Here is a 945-nt window from a genome sequence, read left to right on the forward strand (position 1 = left end):
ACCTACCCGTTCCAGCGGCAGCGGTACTGGCTGCTGGAGGAGTCCTCGGGAGACGTGACGGAGGCTGGACTCGATGCCGCCGAGCATCCGCTGCTCGGCGCGACCGTGACGCTGGCGGGCTCGCAGGACGTCGTCCTGACGGGCCGGCTGTCGGTGCAGACGCAGCCGTGGCTGGCCGACCACCGCATCCTCGACCGGGTGCTCCTCGCCGGTACAGGGTTCGTCGAACTGGCGCTCCGCGCCGGGGACCAGGTCGGCTGTGAGACGGTGGAGGAACTCACGATCCAGGCGCCCCTCGTGCTCCCCGAGCACGGCGGCATCCAGGTGCAGGTCGTCGTCGGCGCGCCGGACGAGGCGGGCGGGCGTCCGGTGTCGATCCACTCCCGCGCCGAGGACGCGGACGGGCCGTGGACGCCGCACGCGACCGGGCGGCTCGTGTCCGAAGCCCCGATGCCGTCCTTCGATCTGTCGGCGTGGCCGCCACCCGGCGCGGAACCCGTCTCGCTGGACGGCTTCTACGACGGGCTCGTCGACGTGGGGCTCGACTACGGCCCGACCTTCATGGGGCTGCGCAACGCGTGGCGTCTCGGCGATGACATCTACTCGGAGATCGCGGCGCCCGAGGGAGCCGAGGCCGGACGGTACGGCATGCATCCGGCGCTGCTGGACGCGGCGCTGCACACCGTCGCCCTCACCGATGTCGAGGAGGCGGCGCTGCCGTTCGCGTGGTCGAACATCACGCTGGGCGTCGCCGGTGCGTCCAGCCTGCGGGTCCGCGTGACGTCCGTCGGGGACAACGAGGTGGCGGTGTCGGTCGCGGACGACTGCGGGCGCCCCGTGTTGTCCGTCGGGTCCCTGGTCTCACGAACGGTCAGTTCTGGTCAGCTGGCGGCCTCCGACGTGTCGTCCGCGTTCCACGACTCGCTGTTCCGGCTGGAGTGGCGG

At 72.2% G+C, this 945-nt stretch carries 1 protein-coding gene; it reads left to right on the plus strand.

Translation table 11 applies throughout. The features are described 5' to 3' along the window. A partial coding sequence (locus tag IEJ02_RS47820; protein ID WP_191070511.1) for a polyketide synthase dehydratase domain-containing protein occupies window positions 1-945 on the plus strand: 945 nt, incomplete at both ends.

The organism is Streptomyces sp. 5-10 (assembly GCF_014712245.1).
Classification (GTDB): domain Bacteria; phylum Actinomycetota; class Actinomycetes; order Streptomycetales; family Streptomycetaceae; genus Streptomyces; species Streptomyces violaceusniger.